The organism is Nitratireductor sp., assembly GCF_017794765.1.
In the GTDB taxonomy this organism is placed as follows: domain Bacteria; phylum Pseudomonadota; class Alphaproteobacteria; order Rhizobiales; family Rhizobiaceae; genus Nitratireductor.
Genome location: NZ_CP051236.1, coordinates 3,682,612 through 3,704,191 on the forward strand (window position 1 = coordinate 3,682,612; position 21,580 = coordinate 3,704,191).

A 21,580-nucleotide genomic window follows, 5' to 3' on the forward strand; every position below is an offset into this window, starting at 1 on the left:
GTTCAGTGTCTGGACCACGGCATCAGCCATTGCCCGATAATGCTCATTGCGCCGTTGAAGATCAGCGCGACGATCGCTGCAGCCACCAGTCCGGAAAACATCAGTGTCATATCCATGAACGCCGAGGCGCGCACGATCATGAAACCCAGACCTTTGTTGGAGGCGATGAATTCGGCGATGATGACGCCCTCCACCGCCTTCACCACGCCTATCTTCATGCCTGAGAAAATGTGGGGCATGGCGGCGGGAAGCCTGACCTTCCAGAAAGTCTGCCATGAACTCGCGCCCATGGATCGCGAAATGTAGAAAAGGCGACGGTCGACCAACCGAAAACCCGACATGGAATCGACCAGAACCGGAAAGAAACTCATCAGGAAAACGATCAGCGCGGCCACCAGCGGGCCAATCCCGAACCAGATGATCAGGATGGGCCCGATCACCGTCTTGGGCATGATGTTCAAAAACACGATGACGGGGTAGAGGCCCCGTTCCAGCGCACCCACCGAAACAATCGCCAGGGCCAGCGGGATCGCCACCAGCACCCCAAGAACAAAGCCCTCCACGATTGTGAGTGAAGTCCAGAACGCGTGACCGGCGATCAACGCCCGGTCGGTATAAAGCCGCGCCAGGAAATCTGAAGGCTTGGGCGCGAGCCATATGGGCACCTCGAAGAAGCGAAGCGCTATCTCCCACACGCCAAGCAGCAACAACACCGCCACCGTTCCGATCAGAACGGACGATAAATACGAACCGCCGAACGCCGCCATCAGGCGCGCGCGCGCCCCCGACTGTGCCGGTGCCATGGCAGAAGCTGTTTGCGACATGCCTACGAAACTTTCCGCGTGAGATTTATGTCCGGGCGCCTCACACGCCCGGACCGGAGGTTACGACTGACATGCCTCAGGGGCAGGTCACCGGCGTTCCCGGCAGATAGTCGAGCGTATAGTAATCGGTTACCGGCTTGGTGTCGGGAAGGTTCATCGCCGAGGTCATGACCCCGTACATGGTTTCCCAGGTTTCCGCGTCCGTTACACCGATGGCGTCACCGGCCCCACCCGGACAAACCGAGGCAAAGCTGAACTTGGCCGACTGAAGGAGATTCTCCTTCGAATGCGAGGTCTCGGGGAAAATCTCGAGCAGCGCATCGACCGCGGCTTCCGGATCCTTCATCGCTTCCTGCCAGCCCAGCGCCGTCGCTTCGACAAAGCGTTTGTAGACATCCGGGTTGGCTTCAAGCTTGTCTTCACGGGCCACCAAGGCGAGGCTCGCGATCGGAACACCATTGTTATAGAAATACATGTTGCCCGCCTCGATGCCCTGGGCAGCAAGCGGCACCACAATGTTTTCCGGCGTTTGCGACACCGCATCGACCTGTTTGGATGTCAAAAGGCCAATAAATGCGCTCTCAGCCGCAGAGACGATTTCGACCTGAGACTCTTCGATGCCGTTTGCCCGCAGGAAGACCGGGATGAGCGGAAGCATCGCTGATCCGGGAGAAACCGCCAGCTTTTTGCCGATAAGATCTTTCGGTTCCTTGATGCCTGAATCGGCCAGATACTGGATACCGAACTGACCGGATTTCCAGATGGTGGCGATGATCCTGATCGGCGCCCCCTGTGCAGCGACATTCAGTGTCGCGCCGGTATCGGCATAGCCAAGCTCTGTTTGCCCGGTCGCCACGAGCTGCGCCGCCACAGCGGATCCGCGCCCCTCCGTCAAAGTGACATCAAGATTATGGTCCTTGTAGATTCCCCTGGACTGAGCCACCGCAAAACCGAGATGCGCCGAGTCCGCCGTCCAGTTCATCTGCATCTGCAGCTTGTCCTGCGCAGACGCGGAAACCCCGCCGGCGAGCAGTGCGAACATCGCCCCTGCAGCCACATGTTTCAATCTGAATTGCATTTTCTTCCTCCCTTTTGTTGATCGTGATGACTGCTTGCCGACCACGAACCGCTCAGCGCCGCCGCCAGGGCAGCAATGCCCGTTCGGCCAGTTCCATCCCCCAACTGAGCAGAACGCCGATCATCGAACCGACAACAAGCACTGCAAAGATGAGTGACGTGTCGGAATCGTCCATTCCCCGTAAAACCAGATACCCAAGCCCGTTCTGCGAGTTCATCCACTCCACGACGATCACCACTGTGACAGCGATGACAACGGTGATCTTGAACCCCGAAAATATACTGGGTGCCGCCGACGGCAGTTCGAACAACCGAAATGTCTGCCACCATGAGGCCCCGACCGAGCGGCTGAGATAGTACTGCCGCGGATCGATCGATTTAAAACCGGTGACGCTGTCGACCAGGATCGGAAAGAAAGTGATCAGCGCCGTGAGCAGTATCTTTGGAAAATCGGCAAACCCGAACCAGACCAGCATGAGCGGGGCCAGAGTGATCTTCGGCAATCCCTGGATGAAAACAACCAGCGGATAAAGCACCTGCTCGGCGAAACGGGATTTCGCTATCAGATAGCCGAGCACGACACCGGGTATGGCGCCCGCGACAAATCCGTAGACGATGAGCCTTGTCGTCACGAGTGCGTGGTAACCCAGTCTCTGGTAATCCTCGAGAATGCGCGAGAGGAATTGCGATGGCGCGGGCAAGACGTAAACCGGGACCTGCAGCGCCCTGACCAACACTTCCCACACCAGCAAAAGACCGGCGAACCAGAGAACCGGCTCCAGAACGCGCTGCAATACTGGGTTGCGTTGCATCATTTCTTTCCTCAAACGTCCGCGGGCGCTGGCGAGCGCGACGCCGCCACAGCCGGCTGATAACCGCGCTGGCGGCTGCGAAGAGACCAGATCTCGGCAACCTCAACGGCGGCCTTCTTCAGGGCGGTTGCAAGCTCCTCGTAGCGGTCGGGGGTGATGCGCACGAGAGGCCCGGCCACGCTCATCGTGCCGGCCACTGGAGCATCCGGCTCCACCCCGTTGAAGAAGGGCACGGCCACGGCACCTGTCCCCGCCTCGGCTTCTTCTACGGAGACCCCGTATCCGCGCTCACGCGTTTCAACGAGACGGGCGCGGAACTCATCAACATTGGTGGCGCTGTTTGGACCGAGCGGCCGCCGAGCGCCAAAACCCCGGGAGCAGACTATGCGCAGCGCCTCCGATTCCGGCAGAGTGGAAAGCCAGGCCTTGCCGTTGGCGGTGGCATGCAGAACAATCTCCTGTCCCATCTCGGGATCGTAGCGCAGCCCCGTAACCGCACCCTGTGCACGAGCCACCCAGACAAGATCCTCGCCCTCGACGATCGCGAGACGGCAATATTCGCGCGTCTCGCGTGCCAGCTTGTCCAGAACGGACTGAACCACGTCGGGCACCGCGCGCACATCGAGATTACGGAAAGCGAGGGTGCTCATGCGGAGAGAAAGCGCATAACGCTGGGTTCCGCTATGCTGCAACACCCATCCTCGCGAGACAAGTGTTGTCAGCGTGCGATGGACCGCACTTGCCGGCATATCCAACCGGTTCGCGAGATCCGTAAGTTCGATCGGATCGCGCTCGCCCGCGAGGGCCTCCAGCATCGTCAGGCAACGATCTATAGCAGCTACAGTCAACCATCCCTCCCAGGTCGGATTGGAGTATACAACATCAAATTCCAAAATGGAATACGATTCCAGTTTTAAAGGCGCAGATGGATGCGAGCGTTTCGCTTTCACGTCCGCCTGAGCGGTGGCCGGTTTGTTCCACGTTAAAGAATCGCAATCAGGCCACGGCAGAGTTTACCGTGTATTCTCCAGGATTATGAGGGTTTGCTGCTCACGCTCTTCTGAACGTCTGCGCCCCGGAGCGGCCTCGCGCCAGGCCCCTGAAATCATCAGTGAATGGAGATCCGGCCACACACGAGCCGCAACGGCCCCACACCGAACGAGTCTGCAATCCGGGCCCAAACAGACCACAACACGAACAGGGCTAATCTATGAATGGATACAGTCAGGGAAGCAGGTCAGGCCCCGTTTCTGCCAGATCGAAATACGAGAACCCATTGAAAATACGTCGGAGAGCGCGAACCCTAATGCTCAGTTCACAGCCGGACCTCGCGGAAGAAAACGCGAGGACGAATACCTTTACTTAAGCACTACAATTGGAGTCGCCGGAGTGTTCAACGAATATCTTTCTGTCTTTCGCAATACTGTTGAACAATCCCTACGATCCGTGCCTGGGCGTTCCTCATCATAACCAGCGTACGATCGTGCGCATCTTGCTCGTTACGATCTCGGATGCTTAGAAGAACTTTGCGTAAGTCGCCGGCAGAGTGCTCCTGCATTTCCCTGCTGTGGGTGTGTGCAAAATAGCGGTAACGCATGGCCTGCTTCTCTATCGTGCGCAGAATATTCTCCAGGGTGCGATTACCGGTGATCGCGTGAACGCGGTCGAAATACGCCATATTGGCATCGAAGAAGGCTTCCGCGTCATCTTGCGCGAGGGACTTGTCGAGCGCATCGACGGCACGTTCCAGATACTCAATATCGGCCTTAGATGCGTTTCGCGCAGCGCAACTTGCCGCAATGCTCTCCAGAGGCGTGCGCACGAAATAGATTTCGTCCACATGCTCCGGTGTCATGTCTGTAACGCGGATGCCCTTGCGGGTATGCCGCACCACAAGGCCAATGGCCTCAAGCTGACGAAATGCCTCACGCACGGGTGAGCGGCTTACGTCGAAACGCTCGCATATCTGCTGCTCGGTCAAGTGCTGGCCAGGCTCAAACTCGAGCCTGATAATCAAGCGCTCAATGATCTGTGCAAGCTCAAGACCCAGCACATTGGGCAGGCGAACTGTACCAGTTCCCGAAGCCACGAGACTATCCATTTCAATCTCCAATCACGTGGGTCGCTACCGATCCACGTGCCGTTTATATAATACTGTATCCAAGACCTCTAGGCTGCTAAACAACTCATCCAGCGATCCTGGTACGTGACTTGCGACCAGCCCGCGTGTCCAAGCTGCGCTTGAGTCCAAACCCCACGATCAGGACGATCACCGCGATGATGACCAGCCCCACCGGTCGCGAAAACACCGACAGCAGCGCGTCGTCTTTGAAGATGATGACGGCTTTACGCAAGTTCTCGTCGGCCAGCTTGCCGAGAATCATCGCGAACACCATGGGGGCGAGCGGGAAGCCGCTTCGGCTCATGACATAGCCAAAGAGCCCGAATGCAAGCGCGATCCACATATCGAAGACAGAAAGCTGGACAGAATAAGCGCCCACCATACACAGCATGGCCACCATCGGCATCAGAACGGAAGGCGGCAGCGCCAACATCTTCATGATCGGCTTCAGAAGCAGGAACGCCAGCACGTACATGGCAAAGTTGGCCACAATCAGCGTACCGTACAGATACGAGAGGAAGCCAGGTTGGCTGAGTTCCACGGACGGCCCTACCACCACTCCGTGATAGGCCAACGCTGCCATGAAGACGGCAACCGCCGCCGAGCTTGGAATGCCAAGCGCGAGAGCCGGAAGAAGCGAACCGCCTATGGAGGCGTTGTCGGAGGTACCAGTGCAGACAACTCCCTCAATGCTGCCTTTGGAGAAATCCTTGCCTGATATACGCTGGCCGAGTTCGTAGGATAGGAAGTTGGCCATGGGCGAGCCGCCGCCCGGTATTACACCAATCACTGTGCCCAGTCCGCTTGAGCGCAGGGCGGCGCCGGCGTATTTGCGAAGGAGATCGAAACGGGGCCAGCAGCGCCCGATCACCATCCGTGAGACGCGTGGGTTTTTCTGCCCAGCCATCCGCATGACTTCGGCAATGCCGAACAGGCCGATAAGAGCAGCGATGAAGTCCACGCCGCCGCGCAGGTTTGGAACATCAAAAACCAGGCGCGGATAGCCCAGTATCGGCTCCAGCCCCACCATGGAAATGGCAAGGCCAATCCAACCGGATATCCATCCCTTGATAGCTGAATCGCCCTCACCTGAAATGCTCCCCGCAAGCAGTATTCCGCAAAGCGCGAGCAGGAACTGCTCCCACGCGCCGAATTCAAGCGCAAACATGATGAGAAGCGGTGCTGTGAGGGCGAGAATGAGGATGCCAACCCAGTTCCCCACAAAAGAGGCAAATATTGCGGTCGCGATCGCTTCTCCACCACGTCCGCGCTTGGTCAGCGGGTAGCCGGCAAGCTGGATCGGCACCGAGTCAGGTGTACCTGGAATATTGATAAGCACCGCACTAACGGCGCCACCGAACGTCGCTCCAGTATAGACGCCCATAAGGAACGCGGCAGCATCGAAGATCGACATGCTGTAGGAAAATGTCGCGAGGAGCGCGATGCCCATGGTCATGGAAAGCCCGGGAATCGCGCCCCATATGATTCCAGCCGCAGCACCGATTACCGAATAGAGGATCGGTGAAGCCGTAAACGCTTCGAAAAAACTGAACATGACAATTCTCGATCAGTTGAGGAAGCGGTCGAGCAGAACCGCTCCGCCGGGCAACAAAGTCTGCAGCACCTGCGTGAACATGAATGCGATGATCGCCGTGAAAAGGAGTGACGCGACCAGTATGCGAACGAGGGACCGCTCGCCTAGTGCCCACATCCCGGCCACGAGATAGCCAAGGGTGGCTAACTCGAAGCCAATATGGTGAACAAGCAGTATGTATGCTGCAAGACTGACGGGTACCGCAGTGGTCAGCGCGACCCGTCTCCTACGTTCAGCCGCGCTTTCCTTTTCACTGGAGGAGTCGGGTGCTTTCCTGTCTCTGGGCAGCGGCTCCAACTGCAGGAGAATCGCAAGCAGAAACAGAACGCTCCCGATAATGATGGGGAAAAGGCTGGGCGATGTCGCCCAGCCTCTTTCATGCGGCATATGCAAGCCTTGCCAAACAAGCCCTGTGCCTATCAGAGCCGTCAGCATTCCGGGGATCAGGCGGGACTTCAGTGAACTTGTCATGGAAGCTCCGGGAAGACTGGGTTTCGCAGAACGGATTTACTTCGTCAGGCTGCTTACTTCGCCCTCTTGTAATCCTGCGGTGGCCACCATGCCCTGAAATCCTCCGGACGAGGGATTCCCAGCTCTTCCGGCGTTTTCTGTAAGCCTTCCATCTCGTTCTCGAAATAGAGCCAGGACGTGACGGCCTCAAAAAGTGCAGCTTCCCTGTCCGCTTCCTCGCCACTTTTGAACTCGGGGAACATGACCCGGTTGGCCAGGACTTCCGCAAATCGCTCGTCTGCAACGGCTTCCTTTACCGCCGCTTCCAACGCTGTGAGAACCTCTTTTGGCGCATCACGGCGCACTGCCAGAGCATACACGCCCTGGATGAGACCGATATCGGCTGCATTGGGGATGGCGTCAGTCACTGGCTGCAGAGGCTCGTCGACGCCTTCGATTTCCAGCGGCTCGGTCAGGAATACCGCTAAGTTCCGCAATTGGCCACTGCGCAGATATTCGACCTGCTCCTGTACACCGCTTGCAACGACGTCCGCCTCGTCCTGAAGTACGGCCAGCGCCGCCGGCGCGCCACCGTTGTATGGAATATGGGTGAACCTGGCGCCCGTAGCATATTCGAGCGCGACAAGTGTCGCCTCGTGCCAAACGGTGCCAACGCCTGCATTTGAGATCCGCACGGAGCCAGGGTTGTCCTTCGCCGCCTTCACCACATCGGCTAGCGTCTTGAACGGCGAATCCGGCTTGACCGCCCAACCCGGCAACGAACGGCCGATCTTGAAAAACTGCCACTCCCGCCATGGCGCAGTTTCGGTGTACCCCAGGACACGGAAAATCTTGTTGTAGTCTGCATTGCCGAGCAGCCAGTAGCCATCGGGCCTGCGCTTTGCAACTTCGTCGGCAGCCAGCGAACCTGCAGCACCAGGCTGGTTCACGGCGCGCAGCGACACGTCGAAGGATTTTTCCAACGCCTGGACAAGCGCGCGAATGATCGTGTCCGTGCCGCCGCCTGCACCATATTGAATAACAACTGTAATCGGACGAGCCGGCCACTCGGCAGCGTGTACAGCTTTTGGGGCGATGGTCATTAGCGCCGCGCCTGACCCGAGGCTTTTCAGGAGGGTTCTTCTGCTAAGGTCTTTCATGCTCTCTTCCTCTGGAGTTAGCCCGGGGCTTGTTTTTGTTATTCCCCGGGCGGTTGTTGAAATTCAAAGATCGAGTTCGCGGTCCTTAAGCACCGTCTTTCCATCAATTGTCACGATCGGATGGCGGATCACGAGATCCAGATGGCCCTTTGCACGGATCGAGCTACCAAAAGTGATGCCGTTACCAATGCCAAGATGGATAGTGCCGAACTCCCCTTCGTCTTCGAGTTCGATTCCGCGGCCAATTCGGGCGTTCGGGTTGAGGCCGAAGCCAAGCTCCACGTGGGCGTAGATGTTGTCGTCATCATAGCTTTTCAGCAGACGATCAAGTTTGGTCCCGTCAGGACCCGAAGTGTCGATTTCAACGATGCGTCCTTTCTCGAAGCGAATCTGGAAGGGGTGCAGCACCTCGCCACCGGGTGCCAACGCACCGTCGATCATGGCAACGCCCTCGGTCGTGTACTCGACAGGTGAAACAGCGGTTTCAATGCATGGTGGTGGCGAGATGGTCCCCGGTTCATGGCAAATGCCATTCTGCGGGACGGCATGGCGTCCGCGAATGTCGATCTTTAGATCGGTGCGCCCGTCATGACTGGTGACGTGGACGCTTTCACCATTCTCGAGGATCTCCGAAAGCCTGGCGATGATCTTCGCCTGCTCCTCAAAGTCAATGTCTAGCGCACCGTCGAGGAACATTTCCTCCTGGCATCCGGGAAAAAAGATCAGACGCGCGCCGGCGTCACTTGCCGCCTTGCGCGCTGACGTATGGTTTACCGAAAACTTTGTCGGGGCAACGATCACATCAGCCGCTTTCATGGCTTCAGCAATGATGCGGGGAAGCTCGTCGCCGTGGCGCGTGCGCGGGGAATAGGTCAGGAATATCGTCTCCGCACCACGTTCCTGTCCGGCCAGGGCGAACATGCGGCCGATCCGCAGATTTTCGGTATCAGCCAGGACTAGAAATTGTTCGCCTGCCCTGAGGTTGAGGCATTGGTCCAGAATCCGCCCAACGGGCTTCATCATTTCCATTCTCTCGAGCATTAGGTACTCCCTTTTCGTCGCTCCGGACCTGCCTGCCCCGACACTTCGCGGGGAAATGATTGCAAGCATGTCACCATTTTTGGATATAGTATACAGTTTCTTCAGCTACGCTTCCCCGTGGGTGGCCGACCTTAATGCGGCAGCAGAAGTTGCTCCCCATCAAACACAACCTCTCCGTCAAGCTCGAGCCGCGCATCTGTCAGTACCGTGTCGTAATGTGCAGCAGCGCGACACTCGCCGCCGGGGGCGCTTGTGCCAAGCGCGAGCTGGAAGCCGCCCCATACGCTCTCATCGCTGAGCATTGTGCCATCGAGCGTGCATTCAGGATTCATCCCAACGCCTAGTTCACCCAGATTATACACGTTAGGATCGTTGAAGCTTTCCAGCAGCTTGCGAAAGGCGTCGGCTTCCGGGCCACCGGCGATCGACGTGGCAAGACCGTTTTCATATTCAATGATGATCGGTTGGTCCCTGATGAGCGCGACGCCTGGAACGCTCGCATTGACCACGATGCGGCCATTGGCAGTTCCTTCAACCGGAGCGATAGAGGCTTCCAGGCAGTAGCCGGCCGAGATGTCGATAGTGTTGGCAAAGCCGTTTAGCGAGCGCCCTCGACGTCCGGCTATGCTCATCGTGATATCAGTTCCCGCCTTCGAGGTGACGCGAGCGGTATTTGCCTGATCAAGCGCCCTGGCAAGCACATCAATCCGGGGGCGAAGCGATACGAAATCAGCGTCCCAGCCGCGCGCCAGGAAAAAGTCCGCCCCATCAGCCTCGGGGAGGACGATAACCTTGACCCCATTACGCTGCGCCTCGCGCCTGGCTTCGGTATGCGCGACATTGGTACGCATTGGCGCGATAACCAGATCGCAGGATTGCATGGCCGCGGCCGCCACCTTCGAAAGCTGCTCCCCATGGTGACGCCCCGTGGAAACCTGCATCGTCGTAAAAGAGCACCCTACTTCCGAAGCTGCTATGGCAAGCGCTTCGGCATTATGGCCGGTGTATGCATCGTGCAGGATGAGTATCTCGGTATCCGGCGTCGCCTCGCCGAGGAGACGAACGACCTTCCGAGCATTGGGAAGCAACGGCAAGAGACTGCGCATCATCTGAGATTATTTCCCCACATGGTTATGATGGGCTGCGCACGCTTGTACGCAGCCCGGTTTTTGGCTGTTCTAGTTCGGCGCCTGCTCAGCGATGCGCTCAAACAGTCCTTTTTTCCACTGACCCTCAAACTGCTTTGGCAGATCGGCGACGGCAGCCTGGAATGCGGAAAGCTCCTCAGGTGAGAGCTCAACAATGGTCATTCCAGAGGAGCGAGCCTGCTCGAGATAGTTGCTGTCTGCGGCATAGACCTTCTCCTGCCCCCACTGCATTGCCTGGTCCGCTGCAGACTGGATTTTGGCGCGAACCTCTTCCGAGAGGTTACTCCACCACAGCTCCGAAACCACGAGCCACTGAACTTCGCGCACATGACCTGTGAGGATGATCGTGTCCTGGACTTCGTTCAGGCTGGTGCCCATGATGATGTCTAGCGGGTTTTCCTGCGCATCGATGACGCCGGTCTGAAGTGCAGTGTACACCTCTCCGAAAGCCATAGGGACAGGGCTAGCGCCAAGCAGGCGGAACGCCTGAACCTGCACCGGGATCTCTCGCATGCGAATCTTGATGCCTTGAAGGTCTTCAGGCTTGCGCACTGCCTTGCCGCTGGTTGTAACGTGGCGCGGAGCACGGTCCATGCGACCGATGATGCGGATGCCCTTGCGCTCCAGAATTGCGTCGCGAAGCTCGGCACCGACTTCGCCATTCATCACCTTGTGCAGGTGCTCCGGCGAGGAGAACAGGTAAGGTGCGTCGAGCGGACCGTATTCCGGTGCAATGGCCGATACAATGACAGAGCCGGTGACGCCCATTTCGATCGCGCCGCTCTGCATCAGGTCGAACATGTCACGTTCGCCGCCCATTTCACCGCGCGAAAAGACATTAATCTTGATATCGCCACCGCTCTCTTCAGTCAGCGATGCGGACATGCGCTGCACTGCTTCATCGACAATCGTGCCTGTCATCTGATGGTTGAGGCTGGCGGTTACGCCTTGTGCTTGAGCGCTCTCAGTGAGCGAGCCGCCCATTGCCACGGCAAGGGCCAGGAGGCTTCCTCGCAAGATACTGGCTGCACATAGCCGGTGTGAACTCCCATTCATCACATTCCCCTCATGCTTGTTTTTCTTGATGGCATGCCCGTAACGGGCGCGCCATCAGGCTTGCTTTACGCCCGATGATTTAACATGGATATTGTATTCAGTCTATAATCGACGTTATGTTCTATGAATAACGACAGCAGAGGGGAACGGGGAACCATGCGCGGAAGCCAGGAACTAAACTGTGACTACTGCACCGAAATTCGGCCCGCATGGACCGACCATAACGGCCATTTGAACGTCGCCTATTACGCATTGATTTTTGATCAGGCGACGGACCATTTCCTCGAACGGCTTGGACTCGGGCCCGCTTATCTGGCCGAATGTGGCAGCAGCACCTTCGCGGTGGAATCACACAGCCGCTATTTCTCCGAAGTTCATGAAGGTCAGGCAGTGCGCGTTGAGAGCACCCTTCTCGCTTTCGACGATAAACGCATTCTCTACGGCCACCAGATGTACAGGGCCAAGGATGACGCGCTGGCAGCGCAGTTCGAGCAGATTTCCCTCCACGTCGACCTTTCCGAGCGCCGGGTTCATCCGTGGCCGCAGGGCATCGCGAACAACTTCCAGCATGTGTGCAGCGAGAATGACGCATTTGGCGCGCTCACCCTGCCTGTATCCAGGAAGGCAGGCTGAGCATGTCCGCATCTCATGAAACCAAGGGGGGTATCATGGCAAAATTCGCCAACCTTCTTATCACCACCGCCATCTGCCTGGCGCTGGCAGGCATGGCTGCGAGTGTCTTTCTCCAGGTGGTCATGCGCTATGCGTTACAGGCGCCACCTTTCTGGACAGAAGAACTGGCCCGCTTCCTGCTTATCTGGCTCACCTTTCTTGGTGCGGTTGCCAGCCATATCGCGCGCGAGCATATCGCGGTCGAGTGGGCGCCAAATCTGCTCAAGGGGCGCTGGCGTGTCCTGCTCGACATCATCAATCACGCAATCATCCTGCTCGTACTCGGCGTGATCTTCATCGCGGGCTTCAAGATGGCTCAGCTCGGCGCACAGAAGTCGCCCGCGCTCGGCATAAGCATGCGCTACATCTACGGCGCTCTGCCGGTCGGCGCGGCTCTCATGCTTCTTGTATCGATTGCACAATTCGGGCGCGACATCGCTTCCCTTTTCAAAGGTGCCCGTGATGCCGATTGAATGGATCCTTGCCGGCTTTTTCCTGCTTGCGCTTGCAGGTGTGCCGATCGCATTTGCAATCGCGGCCATATCCGCAGTCTACATCATAGGCTCGAGCATGCCGCTGATGGTTATCGGTCAGCGCATGGTGTCAGGTGCCGATTCCTTCCCCCTTCTGGCGGCCCCGCTCTTCATGCTCGCGGGAACGATCATGAATTCCGGTGGGATCATGCAAAGGCTCCTGCGGCTTTCAGATGCCATGATCGGACATGTACGTGGCGGCATGGCCCAGGTGAATGTGCTGAGCAGCCTTCTGATGGCTGGCATGTCGGGCTCAGCAACGGCGGATGCCGCCGGACAGGGCGCAACCATGATTCCCGCCATGACAAAATCGGGCTATCCACGTTCCATGAGCGCGGCGATCACCTCCGCGTCGTCTGTCATCGGCCCGATTTTTCCCCCAAGCGTACCTTTCGTGATCTACGGTTCGATTGCGCAGGTATCTATCGGGCAGCTTTTCGTGGCTGCGATCATTCCGGGAATGCTGATGGCAGCAGTGCTGATTGGCACCGTCTATTTCATCTCCCGGCGAGAGAACTATCGTACTCGCGTCGGCTTTGATTTTGGCGACTTCCTCTCAGCTCTGAAGGCAAGTGCGCTGGACCTGATGCTTCCGCTCATCATCATCGTTGGCATCATCGGGGGTATTTTCACGCCCGTTGAAGCGGCCAGCGTGGCGGTCGTCTATGCACTCGTTCTCGAGCTTGTCATCTTCAGGACCATTCGGCCAAAGCAGTTGCCCGTCATTCTTCTGCAGGCAGGCAAACTTACAGGCATCATCATGTTTGTCATTTCTGTCTCCAACATCTTCGGTTGGATACTCGTGCGCGAGGGAATCGGGCAGATGCTGGCAGACACGCTGCTTTCCATGTCATCGGACCCGGCCGTCCTGCGCATGCTGGTTGTGGTCCTGCTCCTCATTCTGGGACTGTTTATCGAGACGGTCGTCCTGATTGTCCTGATCGTTCCCATCCTCGTGTCGCTCGGGCCGCAACTGATGATGGACCCGGTTCATCTTGGCGTCATGGTCGTCTTCACCACCATGCTGGGGCTGATCACACCACCGGTCGGGCTATGCATGTTCATCGTGAACTCGATTGCCCGCATCAGCATCACGGAATATACGCGAGCCATCCTGCCCTATTTCGCAGCGCTGATCGCCTGCGCCTTCATCATTGCAATGGTGCCGCCGCTGACGACATGGCTGCCACAGCTTCTGATGCGCTAGAACCACCGCCATATGAGAGGGACGAAATGACAAGCTACGATTTCGCAATTATCGGCGGAGGCATTGTCGGGCTTGCGACAGCTCGCCGTCTGCAGGCGCTCCACCCGCAGGCGAGCGTCGTGCTCTTCGAGAAGGAAGAGGCTGTGGCCCTGCACCAGTCGGGCCGCAACTCCGGCGTTATTCACGCTGGAGTATATTACACGCCAGGCAGCCTGAAAGCCCAGTTTTGCAGCGAGGGGGGGAAAGCTGTGGTCGCCTATTGCGACGAGCACGGCATCCGCTACCAGATCTGCGGCAAGCTCATCGTTGCTGTTGACGATGCGGAAACCGAGCGATTGGGCAACCTGCACCGTCGTGCCACCGCCAACGGCATTGAAATCGAGCGCCTTTCGGGCGCAGAGGCGCGTATGCTGGAACCGAATATTTCGGTCGAAGCAGCCTTGCTCTCACCATCGACAGGCATCGTGGACTTTGCGGCAATCTCACGAGACATGGCCAAGCGTTTCCTCGAGGCTGGCGGCACCCTCAAGCACGGCTGCAAGGTCACGTGTGGTTCGGAAAAACCGTCAGGCATTCGGCTCGAGACCTCCGAGGGTACAATCGAGGCCGGCAAGGCGGTTTTCTGTGCCGGACTTATGGCAGATCGGATGGCGCAGGCATTCGGCGCAGATGTGGATTTTCGTATCGTCCCCTTCCGCGGTGAGTATTATCGCATCGTGAACCAGCCAGACGACCTCGTGCAGCACCTCATCTACCCGGTCCCCGACCCAGAACGCCCATTTCTCGGTGTGCATCTGACCAAGAAGATGGATGGCGGCTTTACCGTGGGCCCGAATGCAGTGCTGGCATTTGCTCGTGAAGGTTACGGCAGGCTGTCGCTCAATCTGCGCGATTTGGCTGACAGCCTCACCTATCCAGGCTTCTGGCGCGTGATCGCGCGCAATGCGGGGCCCGCAGTGGACGAGCTGTCCGCCTCCCTTATGCGGTCGCGCTATCTGAAAAAGGTTCAGAAATACTGCAGCACCATCAGGCTGGAGAATCTTGCGCCCTACCGCTCTGGCATCCGTGCGCAGGCGATCTCACGCGATGGCAAACTGATGGACGATTTTCATTTCGTGGAGACCCGGCACAGTCTGCACGTATGCAATGCGCCCTCACCTGCTGCGACATCTTCAATCCCCATCGGTGCCTATATCGTAGAACGCCTGCTAAAATAGCGCAGGTTGAGCCTGCAGATACAAACGAGGTCGCCCTGCACGCTACAGGGCGACCTCTTTGCTTGAGTCAGGCTTGCATTCAGCGACCCAGGTCTTCCCTCGTTTGATCGAGAGATTTGCCGAAGCGCTCAAGTATCGCGTCAATGTCGCCCTGGGTGGCAATGAGCGGCGGGCAGAAGGCGATGGTATCTCCGATCGCACGTATGATAAGGCCATTGTCGTGGGCATGCTGGTTGAGAATCCTGCCCGCCCGTCCCGCCGGATCGAATGGCGCCCGGGCCTCCTTGTCGGCCACGAGCTCGACTGCGGCGATCAGACCTTCACCACGCACTTCACCGACCAGCGGATCGTCTGCAAAAACGCGCAGGCCTTCCTGCAGTCTTGGGGCGAGTGCAGCGCAGTTTTCTACCAGAGACCGCTCTTCGATGATCTTGAGGTTCTCCAGTGCAACGGCGGTGGCCACAGGATGTCCACTGCCGGTAAACCCGTGACCAAGCACCCCGATCTCCGCCGTTTGTGTAGCGATTGGTGCAAATAGCTCGTTGCTGATCAATACGGCAGCCAGCGGTTGATAGGACGATGTCAGCTGCTTCGACAGAACCATTACGTCCGGGTCGATATCATAGAAATTGGAGCCAAACATGGTGCCAAGGCGACCGAATCCGGTGATAACCTCATCGGCGATGAGCATGATGCCATGATTGCGGCACACTTTCTGCACCATCGCCCAATATCCGAAGGGCGGTGGAACGACGCCGCCGGCAGCCATCAATGGTTCACCAATAAAGCCGGCAATGGTGTCAGCGCCTTCGCTGGCGATCAGGGCTTCAAGTTCATGCTCGAGCCGCAGCACGAAATCGCTCTCGCTCTCGCCAGGCTTTCCTTCGCGGTAGTAGTGCGGACAGGTCGTGTGGAGGAAACCGGGCAGCGGCAGGTCGAAACATGCCTGATTGACCGGTAGTCCCGTAAGGCTGCCCGCCCCGATGGTGATACCGTGATAGCCCCGCTTCCTGGCAATGAACTTTTTACGCTGTGGCTTGCCTATTGCGTTGTTGTAGTACCAGAGGAGCTTGATGACCGTGTCGTTGGCTTCCGAGCCGGAATTGGTGAAGAACACCTTCGAAAGGCGATCCGGTGTCATTTGCACCAGACGCTCGGCGAGATTGATCGCAGGCTCGTTCGATTTGTGGGAAAAGGTGTGGTAGTAGGGCAGCTCTTTCAACTGTGCGGTTGCCGCTTCGACAAGCCGCTCTTCTCCGAAACCGACGGCTACGCTCCACAGGCCAGCCATTGCCTCAATATAGCTTTTCCCCTGATCGTCGAAAACATTTACGCCTTCACCGCGCTTTATGATCAGCGGTCCAGCCTCGCAATGGGCCTGGGCGTTAGTGTAGGGATGCAGCATGTATGCCACATCCCGCGCATGGTTTGAATTTGGCTGTAGCATCCGTACCTCCTACCGTTTGCCGGCGGCTTTTTTGAGCGGAGCCTGCGCCCAGATCTCGTCAATCTGGTCATTGTGTTCGCCGAGCAGAGGCGCGTGGCTGCGCACCGAGCCTGGAGTTTGCGAGAGCTTGATGGGAATGCCGAGCGTCTTGTGCGCGCCCGCCTTGGGATGATGCACAGGCACGACCATCTCGCGGAAAACGGCATGGGGATGAGCCAGAGCACGGTCGGTGCTTTGAATAATTCCGGAGGGAATGCCAGCATCTTCCAATGCGGTCAGCCAGTAGTCTGCGGGCTTTTGCAAAAGCTGCTCTTCGACAAGCGGCACAAGCTCATCGATATTGGCAACGCGATCGGCATTGCTGATGAAGCGCTTGTCTTCAACAAGATCCGCGCGGCCAATGAGCTTGCACAGCGCGAGCCAGAAATTTTGCTGGGCAACTCCGACTGTAATGTGATCCGTACTGGTAGAAAATACCTGGTACGGCGCCACGCCGCGATGTTTCTGACCAAGCTTTTCAGGTGCTTCGCCGGTGGCGAACACACCTGCAGCCTCGTAAAGCTGCAAGGAAAGCCCTGCGTCGAACAGTGAAGCTTCAACGCGCTGTCCCTGCCCCGTGGCATTGCGGGCCTGAAGGGCGGTGAGAATGCCAATGGTCAGGTGCAGGCCGGCCGTGATGTCACATACGGGAATCGGCATGCGGTGCGGCCCCTGGTCGATCGGACCTGTAAGATGCATCAGTCCCGTAAAACCCTGGAGGACAAGATCGAAGCCGCCCTTGGTCGCGTATTCACCGGTGCGGCCATACCCGGATATCGAAGCGTAGATGAGTCCGGGATTGCGCTGTGAAAGCTCGTCATAGCCAAGTCCAAGGCGTTCCATCGCCCCAGTACGGTAGTTCTCGACCAGGACATCAGCTTCATCCACAAGCCGCAGGAAGGCGTTCTTATCTTCCGGATCCTTCAGGTTCAGCGTCAAGGATCGTTTGTTGCGGTTCCATAGCATGAACGGCGCGCTTTCACCCTCAACGAAAGGCGGTTCAGTACGGTTTTCGTCTCCGACACCGGGACGCTCGATCTTGATCACGTCTGCCCCTTGGTCGGCAAGCATCATCGCGCAATACGGCCCCGCAATGAAGCTCGCCAGTTCCAGAACTTTCAGCCCTTCAAGCGCCTGCATCTTGCTGTTCTCCATGCTTCGTGTTTTGTATACTGTGTTCTTTCTGACTGAAAGTTCGGATAACGTCAATCACGCGCAGAGATTAAAAGGATTGATTCATGAGCGATGCCGCGCCCTCCCCGACGACCGGCCACATCCTTTCGACATGTGACGAAAACGGCGTGCTGATCGTGACGATCGATCGGCCCAAAAAGAGAAACGCGTTGTCGCTGGCCATGTGGCAGGAACTGGGTAACGTGTTTCGTCAGGCGGCCACGGATGCCAATATCCTCGCGGTTGTTCTGACGGGGGCCGGCGGCCACTTCAGCGCCGGTGCAGATATTTCGGAATTTCCCCGGGTCCGCGCCACGGCTGAACAGGGGTTGGAATACGACCGCATCAATGATGAAACCACGCTCGCTATTCGCGACTGCCCGCGTCCAGTGTTTGCGGCGGTTTCGGGCGTGGCAGTGGGTGGGGGATTGAGCCTTGCCCTTGCCTGCGATTTTCGGGTGGCAGACGAAACATCGAGAATGGGCATTCCTGCGGGGAGATTAGGCCTTGTCTACAGTGTGCTCGATTCCCGGCTGCTGACAGAACGCGTCGGAACGACCCGCGCGAAGCAGATTCTCATGAGTGCGCAGCTCTTCTCCCTCGAGGAGGCTGAGGGTCTCAGTCTCGTGGACTACAAGTGTCGCGACAATCCCCTTGAGCATGCACTGCTTCTTGCCTCCAGCATGGCGCAGACCGCTCCGCTGTCTCTTGCTGGAAACAAGACGATCCTAAATGCGATCGCCGATGGTAGCATCGCTGATCGCGCCGACGAAATGGAGAGTTTGATCGCTCACGCCTTCGACAGCGAAGATTATCGGGAGGGCCAAGCCGCGTTCAGGGAGCGTAGACCGGCACGATTCAAAGGATGCTGATTCTGTTGCTACTGACCTTGCGGCTGGGTGGTTTTGCGGGCCAAAAGAACCCCGCGAACCGTGGGGTTGGCGGGGTTTTGTATATTTGGTTGCGGGGGCAGGATTTGAACCTGCGACCTTCAGGTTATGAGCCTGACGAGCTACCGGGCTGCTCCACCCCGCGTCAATTTATTTGCGTTTTTTGCCAGTTTTCATGGCAAAAGGCCGCTTTTGCGGCCTTTTKSWGWKTTKKGTTTGTTTTGAGAAGCTTTCCATGCGTTTAGCAGACCTGGCAGCGACCTACTCTCCCGCGTCTTAAGACGAAGTACCATCGGCGCTGGGGCGTTTCACGGCCGTGTTCGGAATGGGAACGGGTGCAGCCGCCCCGCCATAACCACCAGGTCGGCGAAACGCATGTAATCGAGAAGCTGGTAAAAACGAATAGTGAGTAGCGAATGGCGAATAGAGAATGCGCCTCAAGCCTCACTGTTCGCTGGTTGACCTTCCGGTCATTGATTGCTCGCCTTCGGGCGAAGCCCACAAGGCCAGAATACAGGCGAAGCCTGCAAGGCCGACTGGCCGTCGGCGCTCATGCGCCGCGCACGCGCAGCGGTTTGCAAGGCAAACCCGCGTGAGCGCTCAAGATGAGCATAAGCCCAGATGAGCATAAGCAATGAGAATGATTCAAGCCGATCGAGTTATTAGTACCGGTAAGCTCCATGCGTTGCCGCACTTCCACACCCGGCCTATCAACGTGGTGGTCTCCCACGACTCTCAGGGAATACTCGTTTTCAGGTCGGTTTCCCGCTTAGATGCCTTCAGCGGTTATCCGTTCCGTATATAGCTACCCTGCTATGCGGCTGGCGCCACAACAGGTCCACCAGAGATACGTCCATCCCGGTCCTCTCGTACTAGGGACAGATCCTGTCAATATTCCTACACCCACGGCAGATAGGGACCGAACTGTCTCACGACGTTCTGAACCCAACTCACGTACCGCTTTAAATGGCGAACAGCCATACCCTTGGGACCTGCTCCAGCCCCAGGATGCGATGAGTCGACATCGAGGTGCCAAACAACCCCGTCGATATGGACTCTTGGGGGTCATCAGCCTGTTATCCCCGGCGTACCTTTTATCCGTTGAGCGATGGCCCTTCCACGCGGGACCACCGGATCACTATGACCGACTTTCGTCTCTGCTCGACTTGTCAGTCTCGCAGTCAGGCAGGCTTATGCCATTGCACTCAGCGAACGATTTCCGACCGTTCTGAGCCCACCATCGCGCGCCTCCGTTACTCTTTAGGAGGCGACCGCCCCAGTCAAACTACCCACCATACACTGTCCCGGATCCGGATAACGGACCGCGGTTAGACATCCATATAGATAAGGGTGGTATTTCAAGGATGGCTCCACGCGAGCTGGCGCCCACGCTTCAAAGCCTACCACCTATCCTACACATGCCGACACGAATGCCAGTGTAAAGCTATAGTAAAGGTGCACGGGGTCTTTCCGTCTAACCGCAGGAACCCCGCATCTTCACGGGGAATTCAATTTCACTGAGTCTCTGCTGGAGACAGCGGGGAAGTCGTTACGCCATTCGTGCAGGTCGGAACTTACCCGACAAGGAATTTCGCTACCTTAGGACCGTTATAGTTACGGCCGCCGTTTACCKGGGCTTCAATTCRGAGCTYKCACYCCTCCTYTTAACCTTCMGGCACCGGGCAGGCGTCAGACCCTATACGTCGTCTTGCGACTTCGCAGAGCCCTGTGTTTTTGATAAACAGTCGCTACCCCCTGGTCTGTGCCACCCCCCGATGGTTGCCCACCGAAGGGTCACGCTTATCCCGAAGTTACGCGTGCATTTTGCCGAGTTCCTTCAGCAGAGTTCTCTCAAGCGCCTTGGTATACTCTACCAGTCCACCTGTGTCGGTTTCGGGTACGGTCTATATGGAGGAGCTATTTCCTGGGACCACATGGCTGCCTCTCCAATCCAATAAGGAAAGACAACGTCCGCAATCCGTCACTACCTCCAGGCCCACGAATATTAACGTGGTTCCCATCGACTACGCCTTTCGGCCTCGCCTTAGGGGCCGGCTAACCCTGCTCAGATTAACTTTAAGCAGGAACCCTTGGACTTTCGGCGAGGGGGTCTCTCACCCCCTTTATCGTTACTCATGTCAGCATTCGCACTTCCGATACCTCCAGGAGCCCTCACGGGTCTCCCTTCATCAGCCTACGGAACGCTCCGCTACCGCTTGCAAAGCAAGCCCAAAGCTTCGGTGTATGGCTTTAGCCCCGGTACATTTTCGGCGCAAAACCCCTTAATTAGACCAGTGAGCTGTTACGCTTTCTTTAAATGATGGCTGCTTCTAAGCCAACATCCTGGTTGTTTTGGGAGTCTCACATCCTTTCCCACTTAGCCATAACTTGGGGACCTTAGCTGTTGGTCAGGGTTGTTTCCCTCTCCACGACGGACGTTAGCACCCGCCGTGTGTCTGCCGACTAGTACTCCTCGGTATTCGGAGTTTGGTTAGGTTTGGTAATCCGGTGAGGACCCCTAGCCCATCCAGTGCTCTACCCCCGAGGGTATTCGGTCGACGCTCTACCTAAATAGATTTCGCGGAGAACCAGCTATTTCCGAGTTTGATTGGCCTTTCACCCCTAGCCACAAGTCATCCCGATCTATTGCAACAGATATGGGTTCGGTCCTCCAGTAAGTGTTACCTTACCTTCAACCTGCTCATGGCTAGATCACTCGGTTTCGGGTCTAATGCAACGTACTGAACGCCCTGTTAAGACTCGCTTTCGCTGCGCCTACACCTACCGGCTTAAGCTTGCACGTTACATTAAGTCGCTGACCCATTATACAAAAGGTACGTGGTCACACTTGCGTGCTCCCACTGTTTGTAGGCAACCGGTTTCAGGTACTCTTTCACTCCCCTCGTCGGGGTGCTTTTCACCTTTCCCTCACGGTACTAGTTCGCTATCGGTCATGCACGAGTACTTAGGCTTGGAGGGTGGTCCCCCCATGTTCAGACAGGATTTCACGTGTCCCGCCCTACTCGAGGACTATCGTTCACATTACGCATACGGGACTGTCACCCGCTCCGGTCCAACTTTCCAGAAGGTTCTGCTTGTTAAACGATAGCCACTGGCC

Annotated in this window: 18 protein-coding genes, 1 tRNA gene and 2 rRNA genes (1 of these 21 cut by a window edge); 5 read left to right on the forward strand and 16 right to left on the reverse strand. The window is 57.3% G+C overall.

The window, feature by feature from the left end; translation table 11 throughout:
* Nucleotides 1-2: 2 nt before the first annotated feature.
* The 11 genes from HF949_RS17480 to HF949_RS17530 all read right to left on the reverse strand — a co-directional run bounded on the left by HF949_RS17480 (nucleotide 3) and on the right by HF949_RS17530 (nucleotide 11,245).
* Nucleotides 3-824, reverse strand: coding sequence for an ABC transporter permease (locus tag HF949_RS17480; protein WP_292897350.1), 822 nt, complete (start codon nucleotides 822-824; stop codon nucleotides 3-5).
* Nucleotides 825-900: 76 nt separating this feature from the next.
* Complete coding sequence (locus HF949_RS17485; protein WP_292897352.1) at nucleotides 901-1,902, reverse strand: ABC transporter substrate-binding protein; 1,002 nt, start codon at nucleotides 1,900-1,902, stop codon at nucleotides 901-903.
* A 52-nt stretch (nucleotides 1,903-1,954) separates the two neighbouring features.
* Entirely contained in the window at nucleotides 1,955-2,716 is a 762-nt protein-coding gene (locus HF949_RS17490) for an ABC transporter permease (RefSeq protein WP_292897354.1), read from the reverse strand.
* Between the two features lie 8 nt (nucleotides 2,717-2,724).
* Nucleotides 2,725-3,561 (reverse strand): IclR family transcriptional regulator, encoded by an 837-nt coding sequence (locus HF949_RS17495; RefSeq protein ID WP_292897356.1) that lies wholly within the window; start codon nucleotides 3,559-3,561, stop codon nucleotides 2,725-2,727.
* 545 nt (nucleotides 3,562-4,106) lie between these two features.
* The gene (locus tag HF949_RS17500) at nucleotides 4,107-4,814 is read right to left on the reverse strand and encodes a GntR family transcriptional regulator (RefSeq protein WP_292897358.1); all 708 of its coding nucleotides are present in this window, start codon (nucleotides 4,812-4,814) and stop codon (nucleotides 4,107-4,109) included.
* A gap of 85 nt (nucleotides 4,815-4,899) precedes the next feature.
* Nucleotides 4,900-6,390, reverse strand: coding sequence for a tripartite tricarboxylate transporter permease (locus HF949_RS17505; protein ID WP_292897359.1), 1,491 nt, complete (start codon nucleotides 6,388-6,390; stop codon nucleotides 4,900-4,902).
* Nucleotides 6,391-6,402: 12 nt separating this feature from the next.
* Entirely contained in the window at nucleotides 6,403-6,900 is a 498-nt protein-coding gene (locus tag HF949_RS17510; protein WP_292897361.1) for a tripartite tricarboxylate transporter TctB family protein, read from the reverse strand.
* A gap of 53 nt (nucleotides 6,901-6,953) precedes the next feature.
* Nucleotides 6,954-8,039, reverse strand: a complete 1,086-nt coding sequence (locus tag HF949_RS17515) for a Bug family tripartite tricarboxylate transporter substrate binding protein (protein ID WP_292897363.1) — start codon at nucleotides 8,037-8,039, stop codon at nucleotides 6,954-6,956.
* Between the two features lie 63 nt (nucleotides 8,040-8,102).
* Complete coding sequence (locus HF949_RS17520; RefSeq protein ID WP_292897365.1) at nucleotides 8,103-9,062, reverse strand: aminopeptidase; 960 nt, start codon at nucleotides 9,060-9,062, stop codon at nucleotides 8,103-8,105.
* Between the two features lie 149 nt (nucleotides 9,063-9,211).
* Nucleotides 9,212-10,189 carry an aminopeptidase gene (locus HF949_RS17525; protein ID WP_292897367.1) on the reverse strand — a complete coding sequence of 326 codons (978 nt, stop codon included), beginning with the start codon at nucleotides 10,187-10,189 and terminating at the stop codon, nucleotides 9,212-9,214.
* A 69-nt stretch (nucleotides 10,190-10,258) separates the two neighbouring features.
* Nucleotides 10,259-11,245, reverse strand: a complete 987-nt coding sequence (locus HF949_RS17530; RefSeq protein ID WP_292897369.1) for a TRAP transporter substrate-binding protein — start codon at nucleotides 11,243-11,245, stop codon at nucleotides 10,259-10,261.
* A 195-nt stretch (nucleotides 11,246-11,440) separates the two neighbouring features.
* Between HF949_RS17530 and HF949_RS17535 the strand changes: the two genes are divergently transcribed.
* Genes HF949_RS17535 through lhgO form a run of 4 tightly spaced genes read left to right on the forward strand, consistent with a single transcriptional unit; the run spans nucleotide 11,441 to nucleotide 14,913 of the window.
* Entirely contained in the window at nucleotides 11,441-11,917 is a 477-nt protein-coding gene (locus HF949_RS17535; RefSeq protein WP_292897371.1) for a thioesterase family protein, read from the forward strand.
* Between the two features lie 35 nt (nucleotides 11,918-11,952).
* On the forward strand, nucleotides 11,953-12,429 hold the full coding sequence (locus HF949_RS17540) for a TRAP transporter small permease (protein WP_292897373.1): 477 nt from the start codon (nucleotides 11,953-11,955) through the stop codon (nucleotides 12,427-12,429).
* The gene (locus HF949_RS17545; RefSeq protein WP_292897375.1) at nucleotides 12,419-13,696 is read left to right on the forward strand and encodes a TRAP transporter large permease; all 1,278 of its coding nucleotides are present in this window, start codon (nucleotides 12,419-12,421) and stop codon (nucleotides 13,694-13,696) included. Before HF949_RS17540 ends, HF949_RS17545 begins: the two co-directional genes overlap by 11 nt.
* Before the next feature lie 26 nt (nucleotides 13,697-13,722).
* A complete protein-coding gene (gene lhgO, locus HF949_RS17550; RefSeq protein ID WP_292897377.1) occupies nucleotides 13,723-14,913 on the forward strand; it encodes an L-2-hydroxyglutarate oxidase in 1,191 nt (396 codons plus the stop codon).
* A 79-nt stretch (nucleotides 14,914-14,992) separates the two neighbouring features.
* Here the strand turns inward: lhgO and HF949_RS17555 are convergent, their stop codons facing one another.
* Nucleotides 14,993-16,360: an aspartate aminotransferase family protein gene (locus tag HF949_RS17555; protein WP_292897379.1), complete on the reverse strand. Its 1,368-nt coding sequence runs from the start codon at nucleotides 16,358-16,360 to the stop codon at nucleotides 14,993-14,995.
* Between the two features lie 9 nt (nucleotides 16,361-16,369).
* Nucleotides 16,370-17,539, reverse strand: a complete 1,170-nt coding sequence (locus HF949_RS17560; protein WP_292897381.1) for a CaiB/BaiF CoA transferase family protein — start codon at nucleotides 17,537-17,539, stop codon at nucleotides 16,370-16,372.
* 98 nt (nucleotides 17,540-17,637) lie between these two features.
* Between HF949_RS17560 and HF949_RS17565 the strand changes: the two genes are divergently transcribed.
* Nucleotides 17,638-18,444, forward strand: coding sequence for an enoyl-CoA hydratase/isomerase family protein (locus tag HF949_RS17565; RefSeq protein WP_292897383.1), 807 nt, complete (start codon nucleotides 17,638-17,640; stop codon nucleotides 18,442-18,444).
* An 86-nt stretch (nucleotides 18,445-18,530) separates the two neighbouring features.
* On the opposite strand, the gene HF949_RS17570 is transcribed toward HF949_RS17565, so the two are convergent.
* The 3 genes from HF949_RS17570 to HF949_RS17580 all read right to left on the reverse strand — a co-directional run.
* A tRNA-Met gene (locus tag HF949_RS17570) sits at nucleotides 18,531-18,607 on the reverse strand.
* Between the two features lie 103 nt (nucleotides 18,608-18,710).
* A 5S ribosomal RNA gene (gene rrf, locus HF949_RS17575) occupies nucleotides 18,711-18,825 on the reverse strand.
* A 278-nt stretch (nucleotides 18,826-19,103) separates the two neighbouring features.
* Nucleotides 19,104-21,580, reverse strand: a 23S ribosomal RNA gene (locus HF949_RS17580); it runs 396 nt beyond the window's last position.

Excerpts from the sequence above, each read along its gene's own strand:
- HF949_RS17480 (WP_292897350.1), bottom strand. The coding sequence starts at position 824 with ATGTCGCAAACAGCTTCTGCCATGGCACCGGCACAGTCGGGGGCGCGC.
- HF949_RS17485 (WP_292897352.1), bottom strand. The coding sequence starts at position 1,902 with ATGCAATTCAGATTGAAACATGTGGCTGCAGGGGCGATGTTCGCACTG.
- HF949_RS17490 (WP_292897354.1), bottom strand. The coding sequence starts at position 2,716 with ATGATGCAACGCAACCCAGTATTGCAGCGCGTTCTGGAGCCGGTTCTC.
- HF949_RS17500 (WP_292897358.1), bottom strand. The coding sequence starts at position 4,814 with ATGGATAGTCTCGTGGCTTCGGGAACTGGTACAGTTCGCCTGCCCAAT.
- HF949_RS17505 (WP_292897359.1), bottom strand. The coding sequence starts at position 6,390 with ATGTTCAGTTTTTTCGAAGCGTTTACGGCTTCACCGATCCTCTATTCG.
- HF949_RS17510 (WP_292897361.1), bottom strand. The coding sequence starts at position 6,900 with ATGACAAGTTCACTGAAGTCCCGCCTGATCCCCGGAATGCTGACGGCT.
- HF949_RS17515 (WP_292897363.1), bottom strand. The coding sequence starts at position 8,039 with ATGAAAGACCTTAGCAGAAGAACCCTCCTGAAAAGCCTCGGGTCAGGC.
- HF949_RS17520 (WP_292897365.1), bottom strand. The coding sequence starts at position 9,062 with ATGATGAAGCCCGTTGGGCGGATTCTGGACCAATGCCTCAACCTCAGG.
- HF949_RS17525 (WP_292897367.1), bottom strand. The coding sequence starts at position 10,189 with ATGATGCGCAGTCTCTTGCCGTTGCTTCCCAATGCTCGGAAGGTCGTT.
- HF949_RS17535 (WP_292897371.1), top strand. The coding sequence starts at position 11,441 with ATGCGCGGAAGCCAGGAACTAAACTGTGACTACTGCACCGAAATTCGG.
- HF949_RS17540 (WP_292897373.1), top strand. The coding sequence starts at position 11,953 with ATGGCAAAATTCGCCAACCTTCTTATCACCACCGCCATCTGCCTGGCG.
- HF949_RS17545 (WP_292897375.1), top strand. The coding sequence starts at position 12,419 with ATGCCGATTGAATGGATCCTTGCCGGCTTTTTCCTGCTTGCGCTTGCA.
- lhgO (WP_292897377.1), top strand. The coding sequence starts at position 13,723 with ATGACAAGCTACGATTTCGCAATTATCGGCGGAGGCATTGTCGGGCTT.
- HF949_RS17555 (WP_292897379.1), bottom strand. The coding sequence starts at position 16,360 with ATGCTACAGCCAAATTCAAACCATGCGCGGGATGTGGCATACATGCTG.
- HF949_RS17560 (WP_292897381.1), bottom strand. The coding sequence starts at position 17,539 with ATGCAGGCGCTTGAAGGGCTGAAAGTTCTGGAACTGGCGAGCTTCATT.
- HF949_RS17565 (WP_292897383.1), top strand. The coding sequence starts at position 17,638 with ATGAGCGATGCCGCGCCCTCCCCGACGACCGGCCACATCCTTTCGACA.